Annotated in this window: 21 protein-coding genes; 20 read left to right on the top strand and 1 reads right to left on the bottom strand. The window is 32.1% G+C overall.

What is annotated here, in order from left to right:
• The 10 genes from ACZ49Z_RS04120 (at position 1) to ACZ49Z_RS04075 (ending at position 12,413) form a co-directional block, all read left to right on the top strand.
• Positions 1 to 1,689, top strand: a complete 1,689-nt coding sequence (locus ACZ49Z_RS04120; RefSeq protein WP_464306927.1) for a S8 family peptidase — start codon at positions 1 to 3, stop codon at positions 1,687 to 1,689.
• Positions 1,676 to 3,364 carry a S8 family peptidase gene (locus ACZ49Z_RS04115; RefSeq protein WP_464306926.1) on the top strand — a complete coding sequence of 563 codons (1,689 nt, stop codon included), beginning with the start codon at positions 1,676 to 1,678 and terminating at the stop codon, positions 3,362 to 3,364. Before ACZ49Z_RS04120 ends, ACZ49Z_RS04115 begins: the two co-directional genes overlap by 14 nt.
• Positions 3,351 to 5,000: a S8 family serine peptidase gene (locus ACZ49Z_RS04110; RefSeq protein ID WP_464306925.1), complete on the top strand. Its 1,650-nt coding sequence runs from the start codon at positions 3,351 to 3,353 to the stop codon at positions 4,998 to 5,000. Before ACZ49Z_RS04115 ends, ACZ49Z_RS04110 begins: the two co-directional genes overlap by 14 nt.
• Positions 5,001 to 5,539: 539 nt before the next feature.
• On the top strand, positions 5,540 to 7,735 hold the full coding sequence (locus ACZ49Z_RS04105; protein WP_464306924.1) for a lantibiotic dehydratase family protein: 2,196 nt from the start codon (positions 5,540 to 5,542) through the stop codon (positions 7,733 to 7,735).
• A gap of 3 nt (positions 7,736 to 7,738) precedes the next feature.
• Complete coding sequence (locus ACZ49Z_RS04100; RefSeq protein ID WP_464306923.1) at positions 7,739 to 8,617, top strand: thiopeptide-type bacteriocin biosynthesis protein; 879 nt, start codon at positions 7,739 to 7,741, stop codon at positions 8,615 to 8,617.
• Between the two features lie 454 nt (positions 8,618 to 9,071).
• A complete protein-coding gene (locus ACZ49Z_RS04095; RefSeq protein WP_464306922.1) occupies positions 9,072 to 9,221 on the top strand; it encodes a hypothetical protein in 150 nt (49 codons plus the stop codon).
• A 147-nt stretch (positions 9,222 to 9,368) separates the two neighbouring features.
• Positions 9,369 to 9,581 (top strand): hypothetical protein, encoded by a 213-nt coding sequence (locus tag ACZ49Z_RS04090; protein ID WP_464306921.1) that lies wholly within the window; start codon positions 9,369 to 9,371, stop codon positions 9,579 to 9,581.
• Between the two features lie 11 nt (positions 9,582 to 9,592).
• Complete coding sequence (locus ACZ49Z_RS04085; RefSeq protein ID WP_464306920.1) at positions 9,593 to 9,799, top strand: hypothetical protein; 207 nt, start codon at positions 9,593 to 9,595, stop codon at positions 9,797 to 9,799.
• A 504-nt stretch (positions 9,800 to 10,303) separates the two neighbouring features.
• The gene (locus ACZ49Z_RS04080) at positions 10,304 to 10,468 is read left to right on the top strand and encodes a hypothetical protein (RefSeq protein WP_464306919.1); all 165 of its coding nucleotides are present in this window, start codon (positions 10,304 to 10,306) and stop codon (positions 10,466 to 10,468) included.
• Between the two features lie 202 nt (positions 10,469 to 10,670).
• Positions 10,671 to 12,413 carry a tetratricopeptide repeat protein gene (locus ACZ49Z_RS04075; protein WP_464306918.1) on the top strand — a complete coding sequence of 581 codons (1,743 nt, stop codon included), beginning with the start codon at positions 10,671 to 10,673 and terminating at the stop codon, positions 12,411 to 12,413.
• On the opposite strand, the gene ACZ49Z_RS04070 is transcribed toward ACZ49Z_RS04075, so the two are convergent.
• The gene (locus tag ACZ49Z_RS04070) at positions 12,410 to 12,607 is read right to left on the bottom strand and encodes a hypothetical protein (protein ID WP_464306917.1); all 198 of its coding nucleotides are present in this window, start codon (positions 12,605 to 12,607) and stop codon (positions 12,410 to 12,412) included. The genes ACZ49Z_RS04075 and ACZ49Z_RS04070 overlap by 4 nt on opposite strands.
• Positions 12,608 to 12,926: 319 nt before the next feature.
• Here ACZ49Z_RS04070 and ACZ49Z_RS04065 point away from each other — a divergent pair, with 319 nt between their 5' ends.
• The 10 genes from ACZ49Z_RS04065 (at position 12,927) to ACZ49Z_RS04020 (ending at position 19,725) form a co-directional block, all read left to right on the top strand.
• Entirely contained in the window at positions 12,927 to 14,459 is a 1,533-nt protein-coding gene (locus ACZ49Z_RS04065) for a vitamin K epoxide reductase family protein (protein WP_464306916.1), read from the top strand.
• A gap of 81 nt (positions 14,460 to 14,540) precedes the next feature.
• Positions 14,541 to 14,726: a hypothetical protein gene (locus ACZ49Z_RS04060; protein ID WP_464306915.1), complete on the top strand. Its 186-nt coding sequence runs from the start codon at positions 14,541 to 14,543 to the stop codon at positions 14,724 to 14,726.
• Between the two features lie 77 nt (positions 14,727 to 14,803).
• Complete coding sequence (locus ACZ49Z_RS04055) at positions 14,804 to 15,019, top strand: hypothetical protein (protein ID WP_464306914.1); 216 nt, start codon at positions 14,804 to 14,806, stop codon at positions 15,017 to 15,019.
• An 85-nt stretch (positions 15,020 to 15,104) separates the two neighbouring features.
• Positions 15,105 to 15,278 (top strand): hypothetical protein, encoded by a 174-nt coding sequence (locus tag ACZ49Z_RS04050; protein WP_464306913.1) that lies wholly within the window; start codon positions 15,105 to 15,107, stop codon positions 15,276 to 15,278.
• A 42-nt stretch (positions 15,279 to 15,320) separates the two neighbouring features.
• A complete protein-coding gene (locus tag ACZ49Z_RS04045; protein WP_464306912.1) occupies positions 15,321 to 15,518 on the top strand; it encodes a hypothetical protein in 198 nt (65 codons plus the stop codon).
• Between the two features lie 82 nt (positions 15,519 to 15,600).
• Complete coding sequence (locus ACZ49Z_RS04040; RefSeq protein ID WP_464306911.1) at positions 15,601 to 15,765, top strand: hypothetical protein; 165 nt, start codon at positions 15,601 to 15,603, stop codon at positions 15,763 to 15,765.
• 218 nt (positions 15,766 to 15,983) lie between these two features.
• Positions 15,984 to 16,946 carry a grasp-with-spasm system ATP-grasp peptide maturase gene (gene gwsG / locus ACZ49Z_RS04035; protein WP_464306910.1) on the top strand — a complete coding sequence of 321 codons (963 nt, stop codon included), beginning with the start codon at positions 15,984 to 15,986 and terminating at the stop codon, positions 16,944 to 16,946.
• Positions 16,939 to 17,124 carry a hypothetical protein gene (locus ACZ49Z_RS04030; RefSeq protein WP_464306909.1) on the top strand — a complete coding sequence of 62 codons (186 nt, stop codon included), beginning with the start codon at positions 16,939 to 16,941 and terminating at the stop codon, positions 17,122 to 17,124. The genes gwsG and ACZ49Z_RS04030 overlap by 8 nt, the downstream gene beginning before the upstream one ends.
• Positions 17,121 to 18,110, top strand: coding sequence for a grasp-with-spasm system SPASM domain peptide maturase (gwsS, locus tag ACZ49Z_RS04025; RefSeq protein ID WP_464306908.1), 990 nt, complete (start codon positions 17,121 to 17,123; stop codon positions 18,108 to 18,110). The genes ACZ49Z_RS04030 and gwsS overlap by 4 nt, the downstream gene beginning before the upstream one ends.
• Entirely contained in the window at positions 18,049 to 19,725 is a 1,677-nt protein-coding gene (locus tag ACZ49Z_RS04020) for a hypothetical protein (RefSeq protein ID WP_464306907.1), read from the top strand. The genes gwsS and ACZ49Z_RS04020 overlap by 62 nt, the downstream gene beginning before the upstream one ends.
• Positions 19,726 to 19,741 lie beyond the last annotated feature (16 nt).

The following is a 19,741-nucleotide window of genomic DNA, read 5'->3' as shown; positions in this document are numbered from 1 at the left end:
ATGAGATTAATATTGTTTATTGTATTGATTTTCATTGGATGTAAATCTCAAAGTAGAATTGATTTTAAAGATGTTAAAAAGGATATTGCCCAAAAATGGCATCATCAAGATATTTCTTTAGATAGTGTTAATGGTCTATCGTTAAGCAAATGGTACGCTGATAATCCTCCTAAAACAAAAAATAAAATTATTGTAGCAACATTAGATACTCAAATTGACCTTGACCATGAAGATTTGCAAGGTCAATTTTGGGTAAACAAAAAAGAGATTCCAAATAATGGGATTGACGATGATAAAAACGGTTATATAGATGATGTTAACGGTTGGAATTTTTTAGGAACTAAAAATGGAAGTTATACGGTATGGGTCAATTTTGAATATGTACGATTTATTCGAAAATGGAAATCTACCTTTGAAGGGAAGGTAAAGAAGGATATTGAAACCAAAGATATATATAATTTTAATACTTATCAGTGGGCAGTTGCTATGTTGAATTATAAAAAGAGATCTTATGACTATTTGCAAAAATCGTATGATTATGATATTTCAATTTACTCCAAAGCTAAAGATACTTTAAAATACTATTTTCCTAAAGAAGACTACAATTATGAAGAGTTACAGCAGTTATATAATGAAATTAAAGGGAATGATGATAGAACATATGATGATATGCTCTATAATAAGGACTCCGATTTTTTAGCATTAGTATTTAATTTTTATAGTAACTATGCTTCAAATATTAAAAGTTTAGAAACTTTATATGATAAGAAATCACAAGCTGATTCGATACTTCATAAAAATCTTAATGTAGCGTATAATGAAAGAGATTTTATTGGTGATAACTCAGAAGTTTTAGAAAAAGGTTATGGTAATAATAAAATTAATGCAAAAATAGAGGGGATTAGAAGTATCAATACACACAATACGGAAGTGTCGAGCGTCATAGCGTCTCTCCGCTCCAATGGTATAGGGACTGATGGGTTTTCGAATAATATAAAAATAATGCCTTTGACTATTTCGGCTTCTGGTGACGAACATGATAAAGATATTGCTATGGCTATTTACTATGCCGTAGATAATGGGGCAAAAGTTATTAATATGTCTTTTGGGAAAGAGTTTTCATTAAATAGAGAATGGGTTTCGGATGCCATGCAATATGCAGAAAAGAATAATGTATTATTAGTTCATTCTTCGGGAAATGATCATGACAACTTAGATTCGTATCCAAATTACCCAAATGATTTGGACTCAGATAAATCAGGATATATTGCAAATAATTTTATCAATGTAGGTTCTATATCAAAACGAACAGACAGTACCATGGTTTCTTCTTTTTCCAATTATGGTAAAAACAATGTAGATTTGTTTGCACCTGGGGAGGAGATATATGTAGCAATTCCTGATAATCAGTATACTTATGATTCGGGTACTTCATTAGCGGCTCCTATGGTTTCGGGCACAGCGGCTTTAATTTGGTTGTACTATCCCAATTTAACAGTACAAGAAGTAAAGAACATTATTCTAGAATCGGGGGTTACTATTGATAAGCTGGTTGTGAAACCAGGAACCGAAAATGAAATGGTACACTTTTCTGAATTGTGCAAAACAGGAAAAGTACTCAATACTTATAATGCTATGAAAATGGCTGCGGAAGTGAGCAAGAAGAAAAACAAGAATGAGAATAAATAAGTTATTAGTAGTTGTACTTTTTATGTTTTTTTTCTCTTGTGTTTCAAAGAAAGCTCAAGGGGAAAAGGAAGTTTTATCGTTATGGCATCATCAAGATATTTCTTTAGATAGTGTTTACGGTATATCATTAAACAAATGGTACGCTGATAATCCTCCTAAAACAAAAAATAAAATTATTGTAGCCACATTAGATACTCAAATTGACCTTGACCATGAAGATTTGCAAGGACAGTTTTGGGTAAACAAAAAAGAGATTCCAAATAATGGGATAGATGATGACAATAATGGTTATATTGACGATGTTAACGGTTGGAATTTTATAGGTACTAAAAGTGGGAATTATACAGTATGGGGTAATTTTGAATATGTGAGATTTGTTCGAAAATGGGAATCTGCCTTTGAAGGGAAGAAAAAAGAAGATATTGAAAAGCAAAATTTATATAATTATAATACGTATAACTGGGCTGCTGCTATGTTAGATTATACGAAAAAGTATTATAATAATAGGATAAAGTCCCTAGATTATAGTATTTCAGTCTATGCTAAGGCTAAAGACACATTAAAATATTATTTCCCAAAGGAGGATTATAACTATGAAAAGCTCGATAGTTTATATAATGAAATTAAAGGGAATGATAATAGAACTTATAAACAAATGCTTGCTAGTAGAGATGCAGATTTTTTAGCATTAGTCTATAGTTTTTATAGTAATTATGCCAATAACACAACAAGTTTAACAAGTTTGTTAGATGACAGAGTCCAAATGGACTCGATACTTCATAAAAACCTTAATGTAGCATATAATGAAAGAGATTATATAGGAGATAACCCAGAGGTTTTAGAAAAAGGCTACGGTAATAATAAAATTAATGCAAAAATAGAAGGGATTAGAAGTATTAATACACACAATACGGAGGTGTCAAGCGTCATAGCGTCTCTCCGCTCCAATGGTATAGGGACTGATGGGTTTTCGAATAATATCAAAATAATGCCTTTGACTATTTCACCTTCGGGAGACGAACATGACAAAGACATAGCCATGGCAATTTATTATGCCGTAGATAATGGGGCAAAAGTAATTAATATGTCTTTTGGGAAAGAGTTTTCATTAAATAGAGAATGGGTTTTAGAAGCTATGCAATATGCAGAAAGGCATAATGTACTGTTAGTACATTGTTCAGGTAATGATGCTAATAATATTGATAAGTACCCTGATTACCCTAATGATATTGGTTATGGAAAATCACTAGAACTAGTTAATAATTTTATCAATGTAGGTTCTATATCAAAACGAACAGACAGTACTATGGTAACTTCTTATTCTAATTATGGTAAAAATAATGTAGATCTTTTTGCACCCGGCGAGGATATTTATGTTGCGATTCCCGATAATCAGTATATATATGATTCGGGTACTTCATTAGCAGCTCCTATGGTTTCGGGCACAGCGGCTTTAATTTGGTTGTATTATCCGAACTTAACAGTACAGGAAGTAAAGAACATTATTCTAGAATCGGGGGTTACTATTGACAAGATGGTGGTGAAGCCAGGAACGGAAAATGAAATGGTACACTTTTCTGAATTGTGCAAAACAGGAAAAGTACTCAATACTTATAATGCTATGAAAATGGCAGCGGAAGTGAGCAAGAAGAAAAAAAAGAATGAGAATAAATAAGTTATTAGTAGTTGTACTTATTATGTTTTTTTTCTCTTGTGTTTCAAAGAAAGCTAAAGGGGAAAAGGAAGTTTTATCGTTATGGCATCATCAAGATATTTCTTTAGATAGTGTTTACGGTCTATCATTAAACAAATGGTATGTGGAAAAACCTAAAAAAACAAAACGAGAAATTATTGTAGCCACAATAGATTCTCAAATTGACCTTGACCATGAAGATTTGCAAGGTCAATTTTGGATAAACAAAAAAGAAATTGCTAACAATGATATTGACGATGACAATAATGGTTATATTGATGATGTTAACGGTTGGAGTTTTATTGGAGTTGGTAAAACTGATATGTTAGCTTTTTCAAAATTTGAGTTTGTCCGTTTTATTGAAAGATATAAGGATAAATTTGATGTAGCAGATAGTTTTAAGCATGAAAGTGATCCTATATATAAGGAATACAAAAGAGCTTTAGCCAAATATCATAAGGAAAATAATTATTATACAAGATATTTAAAAGAAGAGGGAGTGCTTATTTCGGCTTATTATCCAGCTAAAGATACTTTAAAATATTATTTTCCAAAGGAGGATTATACAGTTAAGCAGTTAGATAGCTTGTATTTATTACAAGAACAAAATAATAAAAAGTTCTCAGAAAGAGTTGATGAAGATAATCAATCCAAAAGAACTTTTTCAGATTTAATTTTTTATATGAGATTGATAAAGAGATTAAATTTTACGATAGAATCAATGAAAAGTTCCAGCAATCATAAGGATTCGATTGTTAATAAACTTTTAAATTTTGATTATGATGATAGAATAAAAATTAATAACTATCAGTTAGAAAAAGGTTACGGAAATAATAATTTAAATTCTCATTATAGATTAAGAAGACATAATACCGAAGTTGCCAGTATTATAGCAGCGAATAGAGAAAATAATAAAGGAGTTAAAGGGTTTCATAATAATATAAAGATAATGCCACTGAATATCTCTCCTTTTGGAGACGAACATGATAAGGATATTGCAAATGCTATTTATTATGCTGTAGATAATGGAGCGAAAGTAATTAATATGTCATTTAGTAAAGAATTTTCTTTAGATCAATATAGCGTAACAAAAGCTTTGAATTATGCTCAGGGGAAAAATGTTTTAGTGGTTCATGTTTCGGGTAATGGTGCTACAGATATAGACGAAAACCCCTATTATCCATCAGATTTTGATTATGAGAACAAACTTAAAATTGTAAGGAATTTAATTACAGTAGGCTCCATATCCAAAAGAAGGGATAGCACTATGATACCATTTTCTTCTAATTATGGTAAAAACAATGTAGATCTTTTTGCACCCGGTGAGGATATTTATGTTGCTATTCCTGATAATCAATACGATTTCTATTCAGGTACGTCATTAGCGGCTCCCATGGTTTCGGGTACAGCGGCTCTAATTTGGTTATATTATCCCAATTTAACAGTACAAGAAGTAAAAAACATTATTTTAGAATCGGGAGTTACTATTGATAAGCTGGTTGTGAAACCAGGAACGGAAAATGAAATGGTACACTTTTCAAAATTGTGCAAAACAGGAAAAGTACTCAATACTTATAATGCTATGAAAATGGCAGCGGAAGTGAGCAAGAAGAAATAAACCTTCGCTAGTTTAATCTCAAACTGAAATTCCCCTCTTGAGGGGTGTCCGTAGGACGGGGTGGTAAAAAACCATTATGTAAAACAGGAAAAGTACTCAATACCTATAATGCTATGAAAATGGCTGCGGAAGTAAGCAAGAATAAAAAAGAATAAGAACAAACAAATTGGCATTTTTTTTACGGGATTATATATTGCACTATTAGAAATAGTGGTGACAAAAACAGTTTTGATTTTCGGTTTGTCACAAAAAGTGTGGCATTTTTTATTTAAATTCAAAAATGACACAAAAATTGTGACGTTTTCCATTTACGAATCGAAATTGTCACAGGTTTTACAATAGAATCGAAATGTGCCACGAAAGTATAGGCAAAATCGTCCTTTCACGATGAGGGATCAGTCGGTTGAACTAATGCTATTATTCCTTTACAGTAAATTTAAATTACAAATGATATAAAAAAGAAACAGAAGCTATCCCAAAGGCTATAACAGTTAGAAGCGATATCCTTGGAAAATTATCGCCAATAAAAATTCAGACCAATGACAAATACAACAAACTTTTCCGCTTTTTCAACAGCCGTTTTGCGCACCCCTTTATTGCCTGTGTCAAGCTATACGACTTTAATGCAGTCCTATTCCAGAGCAGCTTTGTTTGCATTTACCCATTCGCATTTTGTGCAAAAAGCCTTGGCTTTGGCATCGCCAGAATTGTGGAGCGAAATTGAAAAATATTTAGAAAACCCTTCAACATATGCTGCCGAAAAAACAAAGGCCTTAGAAATGACCTTACTAAAGTATGTGGCGAGAATGTGTGCTCGTGCCACACCTTTTGGATGGTTTGCGGCTTGCACAACAGTAAGCCTAGGGAAAGAAACAGAAATTGTATTAACAGACAAAGAAGCCTACAGCGCACACACGCAGTTCGACATGCAGTTTTGGATTGTTTTCTTACAAACAATCGCAAAAGAACCAGAGATGAAAGCCAAGCTGCACTATTTTCCCAATACATCGTTGTATGCTGTAGGGAATTTTTACCGCTATATAGAATATCGTATAAATGATAAAAAAAGAAGAGAGCACAGCATTTCGGCAATACGGAAGAATGCGTTTGTTGCTGCTGTACTTGAAAACGCAAAAGAAGGAAAAAATCGTTATGATTTGGCTAGTGGTATTATTGCAGACGAATCGGAACGCGAGGAAGCCATGGCTTTTATTGAAGAATTGATAGCGAGTCAAGTATTGGTGAGCGCTTTGGAAGCTACAGTGACAGGAACTGCCGAGATGGAGCGAGCCCTTTCGGTGTTTACTGAGGACGAAATAGCTATTGAAGGTGAGGTGCCAGCAAGAGCATTGGTGGAGCAATTAGCCCTTTTGAATGATGGAATTCAAAACTATACATCAATTTCAAAAACAATTCATACCATGGTTGAAGGTTTAAAAATTCCTTTCGACCCTAAGTATTTATTGCAAACCGATTTGTACAGCAAAACCACAAAAGCAGTTGTGAGTACAAAAGTCTTGCAAAAATTGAAACAAAGCATCGTTTTTTTAGCCACAGTACAAGAACCACGAAAAAACTACCATTTAGAAGCCTTTAGAAAAGCATTCTATAAACGCTATGAAACCCAATCGATGCCATTGTCGGTAGTATTAGATGCTGAAATAGGAATTGGCTATTTGCAAAACTCGAGCATGAACGATAGCCACCCGTTGTTAGACGCTTTGAGTATTCGGGGAACCGTAGCCACCGACACCCAAGAGCATTGGACTGCTATGGACTATGTGTTAGAAAGAAAATTGCAAGAAGCACTAGCCAATGAAGCAACTAGTATAGCATTAAAAGAAACCGATTTTAAAAAACGAGAAAATGCCTTGAACCTATTGCCAGCTACTTTTTCTGCCATGGTAGAAATTTTTAAAGAAGGACAAAATGAAACCGTTGTTTTGGAATCGTTAGGCAGCAACAGTGCGGCTAAATTGTTGGGGCGTTTTTGCAGTGGCGATACCCACATTCATGCCTTAACAGAAACGATTGTGCAACACGAGGCAGCTTGTTTTCCAGAAGCTATTTTGGCAGAAGTGGCTCACATTCCAGAGTCGAGAACCGGAAATATTTTGCGACGACCTGTTTTGCGACCCTATGAAATTGTGTATTTGGCAAACAGCGTAGTGCCAAAGGAAAACCAAATAACAATAGACGATTTGTGGATTAGTGTAGTGGGCGATAGGATTATTTTAAAATCGAAACGATTGAACAAGGAAATTATACCCTGTTTGTCGAACGCCCATAATTATAGTAGTAATGCATTGCCTGTCTATCAATTTTTATGCGATTTACAAGGACAAAATACCGCAGCAGTATATGGTTTTGATTGGGGTGTTTTAAAACAACATTACAATTATTTTCCAAGAGTGGTCTATAAAGAAGTTGTTTTGGCCAAAGCAAGATGGCATGTCTTTGCCGATGAGGTGAAGGATTTTCGCTTTGATGCCGCTTTTGCGTTGTGGAAAGAAAAAAAGAAATTACCACAATATGTAACTATAGTGAGTGGCGATAATACTTTGTTGTTAGATTTGGAAACCGAAATTTGTTTTGATATTCTAATGAAAACCATACATTCCAAGGGGAAAGTGGTTCTTGAGGAGTTTTTGTTAGTGAACAATTCGGTGGTTTTAGACGGAGCAGAACAACAGTATGCCAACCAGTTTGTATTTTCTTTTAAAAAAGAAGTTTAACGTATGGATAGGAGTATGGAAAAGGTGAAAAGAACATTTAGTATGGGTAGCGAATGGCTCTACTATAAGATATATTGTGGGGTTAAAACCGCAGATATTGTTTTGCAAGACTATTTGCAGGAAACAATAGCCTATTTGAAAGAAAAAGAGTGGGTTGCTACTTGGTTTTTTATTCGGTATAACGATCCCGATGCGCATTTGCGTTTGCGTTTTAGAGTAACGAATTTGGAAAACTTGGGAAAAGTATTGGGAGTATTGCATGCTGTTTTTTCCGAATTAGAAGCACAAAATTTGGTTTGGAACTTGCAAACCGATAGTTATGCTAGAGAGTTAGAACGCTATGGCAAGACCACCTATACGTTGTCGGAAGCTATTTTTCAAGCCGATAGTGAATTGATTCTTGCCTATGTGGATTTTAAAAATTTGTTTGAAAGCAACGCTACACCCTTGTTGTTTAGTTTTTTGAGTATTGATTCTTTCCTGAATAGTTTTTCGCTCACCTTAGAAGCGAAAATGAAATTATTAGAAAGCATGCAAGCGGCTTTCAAAGTAGAGTTTCATGCCGACAAGGTTTTGAAAAAAGAACTAGACAAACAGTATAGAAGTTTAGAAAACGAAATGATACCCTTTTTAGCGGAAGCCTTGCCGCAGTTTGAACCCATTTATAAGGTGGTTGCCAAGAAAAGAGAAGCGATGGCTGCCACAATTGAACCCATTTTGAAAGACTTAGATGTTTCGTTGTCTTCTTTCTTGAATAGTCATATTCACATGATGATGAACCGACAATATACTTCGAGACAACGACAATATGAATTAGTTGTTTATGATCATTTATTTCGTTATTATAGAACTACTTTTTATAGAAATAGGAGTGAGTTTTGATAAAAAACAGACTAATTCTTTGTTTTTTAACTTTTTCGGCAATAAAGTTGTAATAAATTAACTTTTGTATTTTGTAGTATTGTGGTGTTGTTTTTAACCCAAAGTAGGCATTGGACTTTGTTATGAGAGAAATAGTTGTGAAGTATGGAAGTTTTTCCCCACATCTGTAGCATTAACTACATTGAGGACGTAAAGCGGAGTACTGAAGTAAATAGAAAACAGCTTTTTTCGGAATAGCATTCAAATGTTTGATTTTGGTGTAAAGCGAAAATAATGCCATTTGTAATTTGAATTTACTGTAAAAGAAAATGATGATTTTTTTCTTGATATAAACTAGAAAATCAGAGCATAGCATCGCTACGTTTTTATTTTATATTGAAATAGCGAGGAAAAAAGAGCGTTTTATTCCCGTACATTCAAGTGATAAATGGTATAACACAACAAATAAACAAACATGCTTTTAAAAGAATTTAAAAAAAATACTTTTCAAGAAAAGGAAGAGAATTTTATAACAGATAAATTAAATCTATTAGATGTTGAAAATGCTAGATTAAGCGAAAATCTTTTTAATGTTAGAAGGTTAAAACGATTGCTTTTTGTATAGGTTTTTAATTAGAATGGATGATTTTATAATTTGAATATAGTTGCATTTTGAATTTTTTCTAGTGGGTTACAATTATTGTTGTTGACCAGTCATATTATTTCAATTGACTCTAAAAAATATGAGATATAATCTATAAAAATAAGTACAATGAAAAAAACAATTTTAACGTTAAACGGAGCTCAAGAATTATCTAAGAATGCACAAAAAGAAATAAGCGGAGGAAGAATTCCAGATTTAAGTAATTTGTGTGGAGCAATGACATTTACGTCCGTGGAGTATCAATGTATGTCATTAGTAGGATATTATCCAATTTGGGATGCTGCAACGAGAAAATGTTCGGTTATTGGTAATAATTGTTAAGATATAGTGCAATGAAAGAATCAATTTTAAAATTAAAAGGAACTCAAAAATTGTCTAAGAAGATGCAACAGTCCATCTCTGGAGGTGGCGGTACTTGTAATGGTGCTACTTGCGAAAATTATGATTATCCTTATGGGTTTGTTGTTACTTGTGCACAATATTCGACGATTCCATCTCAATATTCGTGTTGTGTTTTAACAACAGAAGCTTGTTTTTAAATTTTTTAGGATTTTGCAATTATTGTTATTGATTAGTCATATCATTTCAACTGATTCTAAAAAGTCTGAGATGTAATCTGTAAAAATAAGTACAATAAAAAAAACAATTTTAAAATTAAAAAGAGTTCAAGAATTATCTAAGAATTCATAAAAAGAAATAGTTGGTGGTCTTAAAGCGATTGGAGCATCGTTTCCGTGTTATTGTAATGGCGTTTTTAAGAAATACTGCGATACTATTGTTTGTTGTTCAAGTGCTTGTGGCTTAGTTGTTCAACAATAAAAGTTTTGGTAAATGAAGCCGTCAGTCAAAAACAGATTGAAGCCAAGAGCTCACCAAATTAGAACAAAAAATAGTGAGGATGCAGTAATTAGCGTGCGCATTCGGATATTTATATTAGTTTTTAAATAAAGGGAATAAATGTGTCTTGTTAAATAATTTAATGTATTGGTTTTTAAAAAAATCTAGACTAAAAAAAAGCGATACATAACATTAAACTATTTATTATGAAAGATGCATTTAGAAAATTAAGAGGAGTTCAGTTATTGACAAATAGTGAACAAAAAAGTATAAAAGGTGGTTTTACAGATCACCGTTGTGCGACAGATGGTTGCGCTAATGGGTATTACTGTGCCAATACGGGCTGTAAATTAGACCCAGGTTGGGTATAAAAAATAATTTTTTCTATTCGTAGAAAATTATGTATTTGTGTTTTTTTTTGATAAAATAAAAAGTTGATTTTTGATTCATAAAAACGACTTATTTTATTTGGATTTATAGGTGTCTATAAGTAGTCGGAAAGATTATTTTGTAGCACCTATTTTTTTGCTTTTAATTATGTTATACCTTTGGGTGTCCTTTTAAAAAAAAAACATGAAAAATAGTTGTCTTTTATTTTTTTTCTTTACACATATTCTATTTTCCCAAACTTTAAGCGAAAAAAAGTTTACAGCATACCAAGATAAAGTCAGTTTTCATATTAATGGGAAATTGGATAGCGCTTTCTTTTATGTAGATAAGATTAAATTGTCTAAGAATGACGCACAGTTAGCCTATGCTTTTGGAGCAGAAGCCTATTTGTATCAGTTGAAAAAAAATCCAGACACGCTACAGAGTAATGCTTCTTTGGAGAAATCCTTTTTGTATCTAGACAAAATAGTTCTTCCGCTAGAAAAAAAGAAAACAAAGAGTAAGGTATATAATTTTAAAGGATTGATTCTTTGGAAACGAAAAAAATTAGGAGAGGCAATTAGAAATTATGAAGAGGCAAAAAAAATAGCTATTGAAGTAGATGATAAGATTTTAGCAGTCAAATGTTCGAACAATATGGCACTCATTTTGGCAGAAGTGGGCAATTATGAGTTGGCGATTGCATCGGTTAAAGATTCAGAGAAATTATTAGACAAGACAGAGTATTTATATACTAATGAAGACTTTTTAAAATCGAAAAGTAGTGTGTATATTAAATTTGGGACTTTTTATGAAAACTATTATAATATTAAAAAGGACAAGAAATTGCTTGATTCTTCTGAGTTATATTATAAAAAAGCAATTATCTATTCGAAGAATTTGTTTGACAGAAAGTTGAAAGCACAAACCAATCTTGCCAATATTTTTGTGAAAAAAGGGCAGTTTGAAAATGCAGAAAAACAGTATTTGTCTTCTTTAATTTTAGCGGAACAGAATGATTTGACTGCGCAAATGACCACGCTTAATTATAATTTAGGGTATGTTAATTATGGTCAAAAAAAATATGAAAAAGCATTGGTCTATTTTAATAAAGTAGATTCTATTGGTGATAATGAAACAAATAGATTAGAGCAGATTAAAACCATGTTTTATTTAGGAAAAATTCATTACCATTATAAGAATTATTCCGAATCTGAACGTTATTTAGATCTCTATGATACTAAGTTTAGAAAGTATGAGAATTTAAAAGAAGAAGAAACATTGAATGTTAATTCTTTTATTGCCAATAAAGAAGAAATTGAAGAGGTTATTGCTTTAAGGAAAAAGCTAAAGATTAGATCAGTGATAACGAGGCTTGTTCAAATTGTAGTTTTTGTTGTCTTTTTTAGTTTGGTTTATTTTCTATATAGGAATTATATAGGCAAGAAAAAGGCAAACATAAAAGTGAATAAGTTAATAGAAGAGTTTAAACAAAAAAAAGAAATGCTTGCTGCTTTGGAAGAAATTGAAGTTAAGAAAAAGCAAGAAGCAGTAGTGGTTGACAATGCTATTAGCATTGATGAAGAAAAAGAAAATGAGATTGTAGAGAAATTGTTGCAGTTGGAAAAATCGAAGTATTTTTTGCGTGAGGATTTTAATTTGCAGAACACCGCAAAAAAAATAAAAACAAACACGACCTATTTGTCCTATGTTGTGAACAAAAGGTTCGAAAAATCTTTTAGCGAATATTCTAATGAGCTAAAGATTAACTACGTTATTGAAGAAATAATCACAAACCCTGTTTTTAGAAAATATTCTACTCAGGCAATAGCTGAAACGGTTGGTTTTAAAAATGCGGTGTCGTTTGCGAAGTCTTTTAACAAAAGAACAGGCGTTACGCCTGTTCAGTTTATTAAAAAAATAGAAAAAGATACTACCGTTCATTAAAGAACATTTGCTTCTATTATTGGATCTGTATCATTTGGTTTCCCATCTCCATTATCTTCACTGCTAACCGTATCATTTAACTCTGGTTTTGGTTTTGGCTTTTTAGGGTCAATCATACCTACTATTTTAGTCATTTGTCTGTTTTCCATTTTTTGGTTCAAAAAGTTGTCTAATGCGAAAATGTTAGTTTTCATAAATTCTGTTTTATAGTTATATTTCAAATGTACTTTAATTTTTAGGAATAGAAATGCTTTTGAGACGACACTTGCCTTGAAATTGGGTTGTAATTTGTAAGTATTTGTTTTTTAACGTGTTATGTGTTTTTTTTATTAGCCATAATTTATAAATTGTTTACGTTTAATTTATAAATTGTAAAGAATAGCTTTTTCATTTTCCTTTTTTTACGCTCATATTTGCTTCATCAAATTCATTATGTGTGATTCTTTTTAAGAACATAAAATGAGAGATGAATTTGAAAATTTATCAAAAATGAAGCACTAATTAATTGGAGCGATGAAGGCATTAATCGAAAAATTTTTATACACTAATAATTATAATACGGAAAGCAATGATTTTGAAAATCTATTTTTATCTCATCCAAATTATCCTAGCCTATTTGCTATAACCGATACTTTTAATGTATTGGCTGTAGAGAATATTGCAGCAAAAGTGCCTAAAGAGCAGTTTCAAGCATTGCCAGCCTCTTTTTTAGCGATTTTTGAAGACGAAATTACGCTAGTGAAGAAGGAGAAAAAGGAAATTGTTATTGAAAGAGAGGCTAAAGGAAAGGAGAAGATTTCAACCGATGAGTTTTTAAAGCACTGGAATGGCATTGTTGTTGCCATTGAACCCAATCTTGAAGCAGCTCCAGAAAAGATTACATTGTTTAAGAACAAAACAATTTTGTTAGGTATTGGATTGTTTTTGTTATTCTTGGTTCAGATGCAATTGACGACACTGTTTTCTGCAATTCATTTTGGGTTGCTTCTTGTTGGGTTTTTTATAAGTGTTTTGATTGTTGAAGAAAAATTACAAAAGACCAACGGGATTGCTTCAAAAATTTGTTCCATAGCCAAAAACACCTCTTGCGATTCGGTGATTAAATCGGAATCGGCTGCAATTACCAATTGGTTGGATTTTTCAGATTTACCAATCCTTTTTTTTAGTATTGGAATTTTGATAGCCTTAATTAGTGAGTCTTCTCTGGTTGCCGTAAGTTTTGCGAGTGTTTTAGCGATTCCGATATTGTTTTATTCGTTTTGGCTGCAAAAGGTGAAGTTGAAAAAATGGTGTGTTTTGTGTTTGGCAATTGCTTTTTTATTGTTTAGTCAGTCGGCTTTGTTTTTTGTTTCTAGTGCTATTACAGCAATAAGCTATGAAGCTTTGGCTTTATCTATTGGGATAGTGGTTCCTTTATGGTTTTTTATAAAACCCTATTTTTTCGATGTAGAAAAGTTCAAGAAAGAAACACATCAATTAACAAAATTTAAAAGACAGTTTGCCATTTTTAAAGCCCTTCAAAAAGAAGTAGTCAATGAAGAAGGTCTTTCTGCATTATCTAAAATAACACTAGGACAGCCTGCTGCTTTTGTAAATATTACACTAATTCTAAGTCCAAGTTGCGGACATTGTCACACCGCATACCAAGAGGCTCTTAGTCTCATGAAAGCCCATAGCGATACTATAAAATTAACGGTGTTTTTTAATTTGAACCCAGATAATAATGAAAACCCTTTTTATGCGGTTGCGGCTACACTTTTTCAAATCAATCAAGATTTTCCAGATAAGGTTGAAGAAGCGCTTTCCGATTGGCACATTCAAAATAGGAGTATAGTGGATTGGATGGGTAAATGGAAACAGGAGTTTGCTTCTGTCAAGGTTAGCGAACAACTTAGAGAACAGTATGAATGGTGTTTGAGTAATGGATTTAATTATACACCCGTGAAATTGGTAAATAATAAAATTTTGCCAAACGACTATGAAATAAAAGAACTGCGGTATTTTATTTCAGACTTTCAAGAAGAGAAATCGCCAGTTATGGCATAACGATATTGTTGCAACGATAGTCAAAAACTACAATTGACTCTAAAGGCTTGTAGTAAACAAAAAAATACGAATATTTTAATTATGAAAAAATCAATTTTAAATTTAAAAGGAGCTCAAATTTTAACAAAAAAAGAGCTTAAAGAAACTGCGGGTGGAAAAGTTTTTAATCCAGGTGGAGGAGATGGACCAGGAGAAGATGGTTGCGGTTTCAATACATGTAGAAATCAATTTGGAAGATGTAGCTGGGCAGCTTGCGATAGAGGATAGTAATCTATAAGCAACAAATTTGTCAAAATCATTGACAAAAATGTAGCGTAAATAAAAACAAATGAAATAAATATAACATGAAAAAATCAATTTTAAATTTAGCAGGCGCACAAGAATTATCAAAAGGCGCACAAAAAGAGGTTGCTGGGGGAAGAATTCCAGATGTTACAGGATTGTGTGGAGCGAAAGTTTATTATACAATGACAAAATCACAATGTTTAAGTCAAATAAATCATAATCCAATTTGGATTGCTGAAACAGGAGGTTGTTCACTTGTAAACTGGGATTGCTAAACTTATTTTTTAGTTTAATAATAGTCAAAAACTACAATTGACTCTAAAGGCTTGTAGTAAACAAAAAAATACCAATATTTTAATTATGAAAAAATCAATTTTAAATTTAGCAGGTGCTCAAGAATTATCAAAAGGAGCACAAAAAGAGGTGACGGGTGGAAGAAAAATGTTAGACGCATCTTTCCCATGCTACTGTAATGGTGCATTTGTAAAATACTGTGATTCAGTTGCATGTTGCATATCTGCTTGCGGATTGTAATAATAAATTCAATATTTTTTTAAAAACTATTATTTTTTACGTATGAAAAAATCAATTTTAAATTTAAACGGTGCTCAAGAATTATCTAAAAATGAGCAAAAAACGGTTAAAGGTGGTATTACTCAAGAAATGGCAGCTTGTTTGTCTAGAGGTTGTGTAATGTCTAGCACTTCTCCTGGTACAGGATGGGTGAGAGGTTGTGGAGGTTCATCAAGAATCTGGTGTAGATTAGAATTCTAAGCTGCCTTTGCAAAAAACAGTCAAAGTCTCAATTGACTTAAAACGTTTTGAGGATTTATTAAAAACAAAATTTATCATTATTATGAAAAAATTAGAAGATTTCCAATCTCACAAAGTTGAGGTAGATTCAATCTATGGAGGACGTAAATTGGCTATGAACACTTTTAGTCAAAACACAGTAACTGTTGGACCTGGTGCACCAAGTAATGGTGATGATGGTTCAGATGAAGAGTGGGACGATCTATAGTCCAACCTAATAATTGGGTCTAAAGTGCAGGAAATTCCTGCACTTTTTTAACCCCAAATTAAGCTTGTCCAAAAAAATAGTAATCTTGTCGTTTCGATCCAAGGAGAAATCACATAACATTAATTATGAGACTCCTCCTTGCGTCGGAGTGATAAAAAGGTGTCAACTTTTTTACTTTTAGGGCAGCCTCAATTGAGATTAAATACCAATAATCAATTATGATATTAATATTAAGTACTCCAAGAGATACGGATACGCAAATAGTAGTAGAAAATTTGCATAATAGTAAAGCCGATTTCTTTAGATTGAATGATGAGGATATAATGTCAGGATCAGTAACTCTTAACTTGGTTCCTAACAATCTTAATGAAAGTTATTTGGTTAAAGAAAATAGGAAGATAAATTTTTCTGATGTGAAGGTCGTTTGGATGAGAAAATTTGGTTTTTTTAAAAGCTATGAAGATTGCTTTGGCAAAAAAGACGATTTAACAAGATACATATACTCTGAGTTTTCGGTTATTAGAAATCTGATTTTTAAATTATTGGAAGATAAGAAATGGCTGTTTAAGAGAGGAAATATGCTCACGAAAATAGAAATTTTGAAGTTAGCGAATGAGGTTGGATTGAAAACACCAAATAGTTTAATCACTTCGGGTTTGATGCAGTTAACACAATTTTTTGAAGAAAATAATAATTTGATTATTTCAAAGTCCATAGGAGAAGGGAAGCATATAGAATTTAATAATAGAAATTACCCTTTTTTTACGCAAATAATAAAATCCTTAGAGGGTATTCCAACCCGTTTTAGTCCCTCAATGTTTCAACAATATATCGATAAAAAATATGAGTTAAGAGCATTTTTTATTGACGATAAAATTGATACCATGGTAATTTTTTCTCAGAATAATGAAAAAACAAAAGTTGATTTTAGAAATTATGATATGGAGAAACCCAATCGGGTAGGAAGGTACCAATTACCGCAATGTATTGAAGAAAAAATAATTGAACTCATGCGAAAAATTGGATTGAATACGGGCTCTATTGATATTATCAAATCTGTAGATAATGACTATTATTTTTTAGAGGTTAATCCGTCGGGGCAGTTTGGAATGACTAGTATTCCGTGTAATTATAATCTGCATCAAAAAATGTCTAACTATTTAATAGCTAACAATGAGTAATAAATTAATAGATCAAATTCATAGTGAATTTAAAGATAAGTTACCAATTAATGTTTTTTTTGTTGAAGGTAAAGAAAATGAACCCATAAAGAATGTTGATTTAGCTTTTGTGTCATCTGATTTTCACCAAACTCAAAAAATGAGGTGCAATTCCTTCTACAAACCCGCTTTCCTATGATTGATAAAAACAAATATTTTAGATTCTATAATGCTTGTGTTCCTGTTAAGGGATATAACAGAACAGCTATATGCGATCTCCAAAGATCGGAAATCTTTTTTGTGTCTAATTCTGTAACAGCGATGTTGCAAGATAATTTTGATCAAAAGTTGGAAGTAATTTATAGCGAATACAGTGACTATGAAGCCTTAGTTACCAAAAACTTTACTTTTTTAATTGAAAATGAGCTTGGTTTTCTTACCGATGAACCAGACCATTTTTTAGATTTAGATCTAGAGAAAGACTACTTGTTTTTGACTGATATACTGTTTTTGGAAATAGATGATTTGCAGGATTTTAAGGTGAAATTATTGCAGGAAATTGACAGTTTAGGTTGCGTGCAATTGGTTTTGTTAACCAAATCAAAAATAGCACTGGTTGTTCTTGAACAAATTTTAAAACTTGTGCAACAATCAAAGCTAAATAGTATTAGTGTCATATCGGAATATTCAAATGACAGTTTAGCAATTGAAAAATTATTTGCTGCATTTCCTAGACTAAGAGAGGTTCATTTCTATAATGCACCGAGCACCTTAGTTGCAAACAACCAATGGATTCGCTTTTATACTGGTGATCTGGATTCGTTCTTGTCGAAAAAAATTAGCAGTATTAACGATTTTGTGCCCAATCTAGATGCTTTTATGGAAGCTCAAAAATTTAATTTATTTTTTAATAGAAAAGTCCATATCACGAATCAAGGAGCTGTTAAACATTACTTTAACCATGAAAAGGAGTTTGGAAATATTCAAAACGATTTAATTACAGAAATTATAACGACAGATGCATTCCAAGAATTATGGAAAGTGAATAAGGATCGCATAGAAGGTTGTATGCAATGCGAATTTAGATATATTTGTCCTGATAATAGAGTTCCTGTGCAAAAAGATGGGAGCTATTTTCATGAAAATCTATGTAATTATGATCCTAAAACAACTACTTGGAAATAGTGTTTTTATTATGGTAGCATCGGCCTTAATGCTGTCTTGTAGTCTGGTTAAAAAAAATAGAAAACATAATTTTTTTAACGGAACAAACTTCTATAATTATCCTTTAAACGTTAGTGGACGTTTTTTTGGAGATATTCAATATTACCAGCCAGAAGAATGTAACGAGGTTATCCCGTTCTCAAAAACCTATAAGCTTCATAAAAATGATTTATTGGTTTATGGCAAAACAACAGAAATTCCTCATTATGAGCTGTTTGTTTTTTTAAAGAAAAAGAAACATGCTGAGGCATTCACTACTGCCAAATTAGTAGCGAATGATACACTTAATAATGCGGTTCTCTATGAAAAATCCAACGGAATGCACTCTTTTTTTGTTGCCCTTAAAAGCATTGGAAAACACAAATCGAATAGTACAATCTTGCACGATGGAAAGAGTATTATAGAAGCGATGTCTTTTACTATTTTAGAAGAGAATGCTCCCAGTTATATGGATATTTTTAATAACTACAAGAATGAGGATAATTACCTTTTCGTAATGAATAGGCTTGAAAATGCTCCAATTAATAGTGATGAAAAAAAGGATTGGATAAAATTTCAATTGCTAACTACGATTCTTTCATTCGACACAGAATACTATAGATACAAAACATTAATTAAGGAATTTGAAAATAAACGCACTCTTTATTTTAATGATTTATTCACAACTAAAAAAGAGCATTTATTATCCCATAATGAATATAACAATACTGCAACCGTACTCCAAAAAATAGCTGAAATGGCTAAAGCACACAGGATTGTAATGCTCAATGAAATGCATTGGAAACCAGAGCATAGAGTGTTTGCGACCAAATTATTGAAACCTTTGAAAGAGAATGGTTATACCCATTTAGCTGTTGAAGCCATAGACAAAGGGCAAGATAGCTTACTAAACAGTAGAAAATTTCCAATAAAAACCTCAGGCTATTATCTTAGAGAGCCTTTTTTTAATAACTTTATAAAAGAAGCCTGTGCCCTTGGATTTACAATAGTTGACTATGACGATTTCGAGAGTTCTAACAGAGAATTATCGCAAGCCGAAAATTTAAAACGAGTATTTGATAAAGACACAACTGCAAAAGTTTTTGTTTATGCTGGTATTGATCATATTTTAGAAAACGAGGAAGATGTTAACCAAAAAAGAATGGCTGCGCTTTTTAAAGATCTAACAGGAATAGATCCTCTAACAATAGATCAAGTTGAAATTGTTTCCAATGTGCCTAACGAATTGACTCTTTTTGCATCGAACGCATTTAAAGATGTGGATAAAGTTACCACCACGGTTGATTATTTTGTTGTTAATAATATAGTTCCTTCTTTCTCTCAATTTTCAGAACTTTCCACAATCAGTATAAACGATGCGCTTCTTGAGGAAGTTGAAGGACAAGAAGTACTGTTGAATTTTTATGATAAAGAACATTATAGTAAATACCGTTCTAGGAGTATTCCCGTAATTAGCAGAATAAAAAAAGTTAAAAATGCGAAAGTTGATTTAGAAGTGCCAAAAGGTAGTTTTTTTCTGATCATCAAGAGTAAAGAAAATAAAGAAGTTATGTTGAAAGATATAAGCGTTAATTAAGTTTTTCCTTAATATT

It is taken from the genome of Flavobacterium sp. KY-23415, from assembly GCF_055384985.1.
This window is presented reverse-complemented; position numbering and strand designations above follow the sequence as displayed.

Bases quoted from the DNA above. Each gene is read 5' to 3' on its own strand.
- ACZ49Z_RS04120 (WP_464306927.1), top strand. From the start codon at position 1: ATGAGATTAATATTGTTTATTGTATTGATTTTCATTGGATGTAAATCT.
- ACZ49Z_RS04115 (WP_464306926.1), top strand. From the start codon at position 1,676: ATGAGAATAAATAAGTTATTAGTAGTTGTACTTTTTATGTTTTTTTTC.
- ACZ49Z_RS04110 (WP_464306925.1), top strand. From the start codon at position 3,351: ATGAGAATAAATAAGTTATTAGTAGTTGTACTTATTATGTTTTTTTTC.
- ACZ49Z_RS04105 (WP_464306924.1), top strand. From the start codon at position 5,540: ATGACAAATACAACAAACTTTTCCGCTTTTTCAACAGCCGTTTTGCGC.
- ACZ49Z_RS04100 (WP_464306923.1), top strand. From the start codon at position 7,739: ATGGATAGGAGTATGGAAAAGGTGAAAAGAACATTTAGTATGGGTAGC.
- ACZ49Z_RS04095 (WP_464306922.1), top strand. From the start codon at position 9,072: ATGCTTTTAAAAGAATTTAAAAAAAATACTTTTCAAGAAAAGGAAGAG.
- ACZ49Z_RS04090 (WP_464306921.1), top strand. From the start codon at position 9,369: ATGAAAAAAACAATTTTAACGTTAAACGGAGCTCAAGAATTATCTAAG.
- ACZ49Z_RS04085 (WP_464306920.1), top strand. From the start codon at position 9,593: ATGAAAGAATCAATTTTAAAATTAAAAGGAACTCAAAAATTGTCTAAG.
- ACZ49Z_RS04080 (WP_464306919.1), top strand. From the start codon at position 10,304: ATGAAAGATGCATTTAGAAAATTAAGAGGAGTTCAGTTATTGACAAAT.
- ACZ49Z_RS04075 (WP_464306918.1), top strand. From the start codon at position 10,671: ATGAAAAATAGTTGTCTTTTATTTTTTTTCTTTACACATATTCTATTT.
- ACZ49Z_RS04070 (WP_464306917.1), bottom strand. From the start codon at position 12,607: ATGAAAACTAACATTTTCGCATTAGACAACTTTTTGAACCAAAAAATG.
- ACZ49Z_RS04065 (WP_464306916.1), top strand. From the start codon at position 12,927: ATGAAGGCATTAATCGAAAAATTTTTATACACTAATAATTATAATACG.
- ACZ49Z_RS04060 (WP_464306915.1), top strand. From the start codon at position 14,541: ATGAAAAAATCAATTTTAAATTTAAAAGGAGCTCAAATTTTAACAAAA.
- ACZ49Z_RS04055 (WP_464306914.1), top strand. From the start codon at position 14,804: ATGAAAAAATCAATTTTAAATTTAGCAGGCGCACAAGAATTATCAAAA.
- ACZ49Z_RS04050 (WP_464306913.1), top strand. From the start codon at position 15,105: ATGAAAAAATCAATTTTAAATTTAGCAGGTGCTCAAGAATTATCAAAA.
- ACZ49Z_RS04045 (WP_464306912.1), top strand. From the start codon at position 15,321: ATGAAAAAATCAATTTTAAATTTAAACGGTGCTCAAGAATTATCTAAA.
- ACZ49Z_RS04040 (WP_464306911.1), top strand. From the start codon at position 15,601: ATGAAAAAATTAGAAGATTTCCAATCTCACAAAGTTGAGGTAGATTCA.
- gwsG (WP_464306910.1), top strand. From the start codon at position 15,984: ATGATATTAATATTAAGTACTCCAAGAGATACGGATACGCAAATAGTA.
- ACZ49Z_RS04030 (WP_464306909.1), top strand. From the start codon at position 16,939: ATGAGTAATAAATTAATAGATCAAATTCATAGTGAATTTAAAGATAAG.
- gwsS (WP_464306908.1), top strand. From the start codon at position 17,121: ATGATTGATAAAAACAAATATTTTAGATTCTATAATGCTTGTGTTCCT.
- ACZ49Z_RS04020 (WP_464306907.1), top strand. From the start codon at position 18,049: ATGGGAGCTATTTTCATGAAAATCTATGTAATTATGATCCTAAAACAA.